The sequence below is a fragment of the Micromonospora sp. NPDC048842 genome (assembly GCF_040649935.1).
Classification (GTDB): Bacteria; Actinomycetota; Actinomycetes; order Mycobacteriales; family Micromonosporaceae; genus Micromonospora; species Micromonospora hortensis.
In genome coordinates this window covers 258,246-264,683 of sequence record NZ_JBEZGK010000010.1, presented here as the reverse complement: position 1 = coordinate 264,683, position 6,438 = coordinate 258,246, and the positions used below count along the sequence as shown (strand labels likewise).

The 6,438-nt window shown below is 71.7% G+C and carries 8 protein-coding genes; 4 read left to right on the top strand and 4 right to left on the bottom strand.

Going from position 1 to position 6,438, the window contains the following annotated elements; all coding sequences use genetic code 11:
• Positions 1–356 precede the first annotated feature (356 nt).
• The 3 genes from AB0C19_RS17315 to AB0C19_RS17305 form a co-directional block, all read right to left on the bottom strand.
• Positions 357–1,001, bottom strand: a complete 645-nt coding sequence (locus AB0C19_RS17315; protein ID WP_357185940.1) for a response regulator transcription factor — start codon at positions 999–1,001, stop codon at positions 357–359.
• Entirely contained in the window at positions 992–2,173 is a 1,182-nt protein-coding gene (locus AB0C19_RS17310; RefSeq protein WP_357185937.1) for a histidine kinase, read from the bottom strand. Before AB0C19_RS17310 ends, AB0C19_RS17315 begins: the two co-directional genes overlap by 10 nt.
• 83 nt (positions 2,174–2,256) lie before the next feature.
• A complete protein-coding gene (locus AB0C19_RS17305; protein ID WP_357185935.1) occupies positions 2,257–3,039 on the bottom strand; it encodes a DedA family protein in 783 nt (260 codons plus the stop codon).
• 82 nt (positions 3,040–3,121) lie between these two features.
• Here AB0C19_RS17305 and AB0C19_RS17300 point away from each other — a divergent pair, with 82 nt between their 5' ends.
• The 4 genes from AB0C19_RS17300 to AB0C19_RS17285 all read left to right on the top strand — a co-directional run bounded on the left by AB0C19_RS17300 (position 3,122) and on the right by AB0C19_RS17285 (position 5,723).
• Positions 3,122–3,820 (top strand): carbon-nitrogen hydrolase family protein, encoded by a 699-nt coding sequence (locus tag AB0C19_RS17300; protein WP_357185932.1) that lies wholly within the window; start codon positions 3,122–3,124, stop codon positions 3,818–3,820.
• Between the two features lie 65 nt (positions 3,821–3,885).
• Positions 3,886–4,689, top strand: coding sequence for an alpha/beta hydrolase (locus AB0C19_RS17295; protein ID WP_357185929.1), 804 nt, complete (start codon positions 3,886–3,888; stop codon positions 4,687–4,689).
• 47 nt (positions 4,690–4,736) lie between these two features.
• Positions 4,737–5,177: a VOC family protein gene (locus tag AB0C19_RS17290; protein WP_357185926.1), complete on the top strand. Its 441-nt coding sequence runs from the start codon at positions 4,737–4,739 to the stop codon at positions 5,175–5,177.
• Positions 5,178–5,222: 45 nt separating this feature from the next.
• Positions 5,223–5,723 carry a DinB family protein gene (locus AB0C19_RS17285; protein ID WP_357185923.1) on the top strand — a complete coding sequence of 167 codons (501 nt, stop codon included), beginning with the start codon at positions 5,223–5,225 and terminating at the stop codon, positions 5,721–5,723.
• A 42-nt stretch (positions 5,724–5,765) separates the two neighbouring features.
• Here AB0C19_RS17285 and AB0C19_RS17280 read toward each other — a convergent pair whose 3' ends face one another.
• Positions 5,766–6,407 (bottom strand): histidine phosphatase family protein, encoded by a 642-nt coding sequence (locus tag AB0C19_RS17280; protein WP_210787484.1) that lies wholly within the window; start codon positions 6,405–6,407, stop codon positions 5,766–5,768.
• Positions 6,408–6,438: the final 31 nt, after the last annotated feature.

Genomic DNA, 6,438 nt, shown 5'->3' with positions numbered 1-6,438 from the left:
CCACGAGTGCACCCGACCACACCCCACAAACCCCCACCAACGACCAAACCACCCACACCCACCGGAACCCCTGGCGTCCAATCGCCCCTCACCCGCTTGATCCACTCGGGTTCACGGAAGGCGGGGCATCCCGGACGCCGGGACACCCCGACATCAAGGAACCCGAGTCGATCATGCCGGGCCCGGCCCCCGCGTGCCCGGCGTCCGATCCCGCATGGCTTGCCTGGTCCGCGCCTGCACGGCCCCAGACCCGGCATGGCTTGCCCGGCCCGCACCTGCACGGCCCCTGATTCCGCGGGCTGGACCGGCCGCCACGCCCGGCCTACGAGGGTGCCCGGCCTACGAGGATGCCCGGCCTACGAGCCCAGGTAGCGCAGAATTGCGAGGATTCGCCGGCTGAAGCCCGTTGTGTGTACGAGGTCGAGTTTGTCGAAGATGGCGTTGACATGCTTCTCGACAGCGCTCTGCGACACGTGCAGCCGCTGGGCGATGGCGAGATTCGTGTGCCCCTGGGCCATCTCGTGCAACACGTCCCGTTCCCGTGGCGTGAGCCGACCGAACGGGTCGGGCCGTTCCGAGCCGGCCACCACCTGACGGACCACCTCCGGGTCGAGGGCGGTGCCTCCGGCGGCGACCCGGTCGAGTGCGTCGAGGAAGTCATCCACCTGGGCGACCCGGTCCTTCAGCAGGTAGCCGACCCCCTCGGGACGGTCCGCGAGCAGTCGCCCGGCGTAACGCCGCTCCACGTACTGGGAGAGCACGAGGACGCCGGTGTCGGGCCACCGACGACGGATCTCCAGGGCGGCCCGTAGCCCATCATCGGTGTGGTTGGGTGGCATCCGGACGTCGGTGACGACCACGTCGGGACGGGTTCGTCCGACAGCCTCGACAAGCTCATCGGCGGTCGCGACCGCCGCGAGCACCTCGTGCTCCTCGTCGGCGAGTAGCCGCGTCAGGCCCTCCCGGAGCAGCGTCGAGTCTTCGGCGAGGACTAGGCGCACGGCAGTTGCGCCAGCACTGTCGTCGGACCGCCGGCCGGGCTGGTCACTAGCAGCCAGCCGTCCAGCGCGGCGACCCGTCGCGCCAGCCCGGACAACCCTCGTCCGGTCGGTTCCGCCCCGCCGACGCCGTCGTCGTGTACGCGCATCCGGATCCACCCATCCCGTACTCCGATTTCGACAGTGACCAGGGTAGCGGCGGCGTGTTTCGCGGCGTTGGTGAGCGCCTCGCAGGCCACGAAGTACAGCACCGTCTCGACGTGCCGCTCGGGACGGACGGGCAGCTCGCAGCGGATCCGCACCGGCACCTCTGATCCGCGGGCGACGATGGCCAGGACCTCGCCCAGATCGCTGTCGTCCAGTGCTGACGGGTAGACGCGCCACGCCACCTCGCGCAACTCTTCGATGGCCCGTTGCACGTCCTCGTGCGCCTGGGCGAGCAGTGCGTGGGTGCGGTCGGCGTCGCGGGCGCGCCGGGCCCGGCCGAGCAGCATGCCGAGGGCGACGAGCCGCTGTTGGAGGCCGTCGTGCAGGTCGCGTTCGATGCGCTGCCGTTCGGCGTCGACGGCGGCGATGACCCCGGCCCGACTGGTGGTCAGCTCGTGGACTCGCCGTGTCAGCTCGGCCCGACTTCCTGGCCCGAGCAGTCGTCGCGCCAGTCGGATGTCCAGCGCGGCGATGCTGGCAACGGCCTGAACGTTGAGCAGTAACAGCACCGCCCCGACGGTGGTCTGGGTCAGGGCGTCGAGAAGGGTCAGCTCCCCGCGCACCGCCGAGCGCAGCACGATCCCGGCCAGCACCACGCCCACGCCGAGCACGGCGTACGCCAGCAGGCCGAGCGTGCCGGGTAGCAGTCGGGCGGCCAGGTAGCCGAGCTGCCGCCGGGTCGCCACGGTGTTCGGCGCGGGCAGATCCTCCGCGGCGAGCAGCCCGGCGAGGCGGCGATGTTCCATCCGCACCAGCAGCCCCCCGTACCGGTCGGTCAGGCTGGCAATACGACGGCCGGCAGCAGGCGCGACAGCGCGCACGCTGGATGCGGCGGCGGCGACGGCGAGGAAGGCGAGCTCGACGGCGGCCGTCGCGATGCCGACGGCGACGCCTAGGGGTAGCCGGAGCCGAAGCCACCACCTGCCGGTACGCCGCTCCCCCACCACCTCGCCCGCCTTGCGCACCACGCCTGTTCTCCTGCTCTGCGTCATATGCCCCGCCCGCACGCGACCCAAGGGTGGCGCGTGGGGTGGAGGAGAAGAAGAGGGGGCTAGCGCTCGTCCGAGGCCCACGATCCGCTTCGGTAGAGGGTGCCCCGACCGCCCGGGTCGGGCATCCCGTTCAGTTCGCTCTGCTCGGGCTCGGTCGGCTCGGGGTTGCGGGCGGCGCGGCGGGCTTTCAGCACACGGGACCCGACGAACCAGGCGGCCCCCGCCACGCAGACCACGATCACCACTTTCTGGAGCGTGCCGACGTAGCCCTCGACGAGGTGCCAGTTGTCGCCCAGCAGGTAGCCGGCGAGCACGAATGTGGTGTTCCAGATCAGGCTGCCCAGCGTGGTGTAGAGCAGGAACGTGGTCACCGGCATCCGCTCCACGCCCGCCGGGATGGAGATCAGGCTTCGGAAGATCGGGATCATCCGGCCGAAGAAGACCGCCTTCACACCGTGCCGCAGGAACCACGCCTCGGTCCGGTCCACGTCGCTGAGCTTGACCAGTGGAAGCCGGGAGACGATGGCGCGCATCCGGTCGCGCCCCAGGGCCGCGCCGATCAGGTAGAGCGCGAGCGCGCCCACCACCGAACCCAACGTGGTCCAGAAAATCGCACCGACCAGACTCATCCGTCCCTGGGCGGCGACGAACCCGGCCAGCGGCAGGATCACCTCACTGGGGATCGGCGGGAAGAGGTTCTCCAACGCCACTGCCAGGCCGGCACCCGGCCCGCCGAGCCGTTCCACCAGGTCAGTGACGTAGCCGACGATCCCGTCCTGTGGTGGCTCCGCTGCGGCGGCGGGGGTTCCGGTGGCGAACACGGCGTGGGACGTTCGAATCATGCGCCCACGTTACGAAGTCATCCTGAGAGCCGACCATGGGGCCGACCGCCCGACCGCGAGGGTCGACCACACCGGTGGGGGTGTGGAAAGCCGCACCCCGCTGCGGCTCGCTGTGGTCCAGCCGCCGTGCGTACCCCTGGATGTCGCGGCAAACGCGCGGGCGCACGCCGCCGCGGTCCGCGCGGCGCGCGCCCGGTTGGTGGTCTTTCCGGAGCTGTCGCTGACCGGGTACGAGTTGGACGCGCCGGTCGTGTCCGTCGACGACCCGCTGTTGGCGCCGCTGGTCAGGGCGTGCGCCGAGGCGGGTGCGCTGGCCCTGGTCGGTGCGCCGGTCGCCGGTGACCACATCGCGATGCTGGCGGTGACCGGCGGCGGTGCGGCGGTGGCGTACCGGAAGATGTGGCTGGGGGACCCGGAGGCCCGCCGGTTCCGGCCCGGCGACGCGCCGGTCGTGCTCGATGTGGACGGTTGGCGGGTGGGGCTGGCGATCTGCAAGGACACCGGCGTGGCCACGCACGCGGAGCGGACTGCCGCGCTCGGGATCGACGTGTACGCGGCGGGCGTCCTGGAGTCGGCCCGCGACGCCGCAGTGATAGACCAACGGGCGCACCGGATCACCACCGCGCACCGGGTCTGGGTGGCGGTGGCGAGCTTCGCCGGGTCGACCGGCGGTGGCTACACCGAGGCGGCGGGCCGGTCGGGCGTCTGGACGCCGGACGGCGAGGTGTACGCCCGCGCGGGCACCGACCCGGGCGAGTCGCTCAGCGTCAGCATCGGCTGACCGGGCAGTCGACGTCGGACCCATCCCCTAGCGTGGGGCAGTGTCACCGAGACGAGGAGGAGCGCATGGTCGAGGCCGCGACGACCGGCACGGTCCGCTCGGCGGACGGCACCATCATCGCCTACGAGCGCAGCGGCGCCGGTCCTGCGGTGATCCTGGTGGATGCAGCGGGCGGGTTCCGCGAGATGGGCCCGATGAGGTCGCTGGCGGCCCAGCTGGCCGAGGAGTTCACAGCGCTGACCTATGACCGGCGGGGCCGGGGGCAGAGTTCCGACACGTCCCCGTACGCGCCACAGCGGGAGGTCGAGGATCTACGGGCCCTGATCGAGGGCGCGTCCGGCGGTTCGGCAGCCCTCTACGGTTTCTCCTCGGGGGCGGTGCTGGCGCTCCTCGCCGCGACCGGCGGCCTGTCGGTCACCCGGCTGGCCCTGCTGGAGCCGCCGTTCGCGCAGGGCGAGCAGCCGACGGACGATCCGGGCCTGGCCGCTGACATCACCGAGCTGGTCGCCGCCGGCCGTCCGGGCGATGCGATGCTGCATTTCCAGCGCAGCATCGGTGTGCCCGCGGAGTTCGTCGACCGGATGCGCGACGGGCCGGGCTGGCCGGCCATGGAGGCCTTGGCGCACACCCTGGTGTACGACCTTACCCTGCTCACGGCCCTACCTGCCGAGGCTCTGACCGCACTCACGATCCCGACGTTGGTGCTCGAAAGCGCGCAGAGCGATGCACGGCTGCACGGCTGGGCACGGGAGGTGGCCGAGGCGCTGCCAGCGGGGCGGCACCGGACGCTGCCCGGCGAGTGGCACGGTGTTTCGGTTGACGTGCTGGCACCGGTGCTTGCCGACCACTTCTCCGGCCGCGCCGACTGAACTGCGACGCCTGGCACCTGTCGTACGTTCCGGGCAGGATCGGGCCCATGAGCACCGTCCCCTCCCGACTGTCAGTGGTCACGCTGGGAGCACGCGACGTCGCCGCGCTGCGGTCGTTCTACCGGTCGTTGAGGTGGCCCGAGCTGCCGGCCAGTGACGACGGCTGGTCAGCCTTCCTGCTCGGTGGTGTGCTGTTAGCGCTCTACCCGCTGCCGGAGTTGGCCGCCGAGGCGGCGCCGGGCGTGCCCGCGCCGGCCGGTGGCTGGTCGGGGGTCACCCTGGCCTGCAACGTCGACAGCCGCGACGAGGTCGACACTGCGTTCGAAGCCGCCGTCGCGGCGGGGGCGACGGTGGTGGCGGAGCCGACAGACCGGTCCTGGGGTGGGCGCTCCGGCTACATCGCCGACCCGGAGGGCAACCGCTGGGAGATCGCGTGGGCGGGCACCGCCCGCTTCGACGAGCGCGGTGCTCTTCTCTCCTTCGGCTGAGTAATGGTGTTTGCGCGCCGGCGATGACCTTGGAATGCTTCGGGAATGACCTCCTTCCCTCCGACCTTCGCCGATGATGTCGTCGGCCAGTCAGCCCAGACACAGTTCGAGGCGTTCATCGACGAGCACCGCAGAGCGCTAAACGGCTACCTGGACGGGCTGACCGAGGAGCAGGCGCGCCGGTCGTTGGTGCCGTCCCGGACGACGCTGCTGGGTCTGGTGAAGCACGCCGCGTTCGTGGAGAAGGTCTGGTTCGACGAGGCCGTCACGTGTCGGCCCCGGGCCGAGATCGGCATCCCGGCCACGCCGGACGAGTCGTTCATCCTCGACGACGGCGACACGATCGCCTCGATCCAGCGAGCGCACCGCGAGGCGTGCGAGGCCTCCCACCGCGCGACGGCGTCGCTGGGCCTGGACGACGTGCTGCGCGGCAACCGGCGCGGCCCGCTGCCGCTGCGCTGGGTCTACCTGCACGTGCTGCGCGAGCTTGCCCAGCACTGCGGGCACGCGGAGATCCTGCGCGAACAGATCCTGGCCGCCGACTAGCCGCGCCGCAGGCCGAAGCTGGTCGCGCGCGGTGTGGCCCGGTCAACCTCTGGCCCACCCCCCGGTGTCGGCGAAGCGGCGCAGCGTCCAGCGGGCCGGCGGCCAACCGCCGGGGTCGTGGTCGGTGGTCCATTCGGTGATCGAGGCCGGGGGCACGTCCAGGTCGAACGCCCGGAAGACCGGCTGCGCGCCGAGCGCGTGGAAGGCGCCCTCGACGGTCTCGCTGTGGCCGACCAGGACCACTGTGGAGCCCCGGTGCCGGTGGGCGATCTCCATGATCGCGCGGCTGACGCGGACCACCAGTTCGGCCCAGCTCTCGTTGCCCTCCTCGAACGGTCGGAACACGCCGCCACCCGCCACCGCGTGGTCGGTACGGAAGAGGGCGGTCGGCAGGCCGTCGGCGTACGGGGGTGTGTGCCAGGTGCAGAGACCACAGTCGGCCACGGGCCGGACGCCGAACGCCGCGCCGATCGGTTGCGCGGTCTCGACGGCCCTGCGCAGCACGGACGAGTAGACCGCCACCGGACCGTCGACGGCAACCTCGCCGGTGAGCCGGTTGGCCAGGTCGTGTGCCTGCTCGTGGCCGAGGGCGGTGAGGCCGCGACAGCCACGTGGCCCACCGATGATTCCTTCGAGCTGGTGGACCGACTCGCCGTGTCGCACGAAGATCAGACGTGTCCGCATCGGGACATCATGCCAGCGGTATCGACGTGGG

What these genes read in the sequence shown, in the direction of transcription:
- AB0C19_RS17305 (WP_357185935.1), bottom strand. Translation starts at nt 3,039, where the DNA reads ATGATTCGAACGTCCCACGCCGTGTTCGCCACCGGAACCCCCGCCGCC.
- AB0C19_RS17295 (WP_357185929.1), top strand. Translation starts at nt 3,886, where the DNA reads ATGGTCGAGGCCGCGACGACCGGCACGGTCCGCTCGGCGGACGGCACC.
- AB0C19_RS17290 (WP_357185926.1), top strand. Translation starts at nt 4,737, where the DNA reads ATGAGCACCGTCCCCTCCCGACTGTCAGTGGTCACGCTGGGAGCACGC.
- AB0C19_RS17285 (WP_357185923.1), top strand. Translation starts at nt 5,223, where the DNA reads ATGACCTCCTTCCCTCCGACCTTCGCCGATGATGTCGTCGGCCAGTCA.
- AB0C19_RS17280 (WP_210787484.1), bottom strand. Translation starts at nt 6,407, where the DNA reads ATGCGGACACGTCTGATCTTCGTGCGACACGGCGAGTCGGTCCACCAG.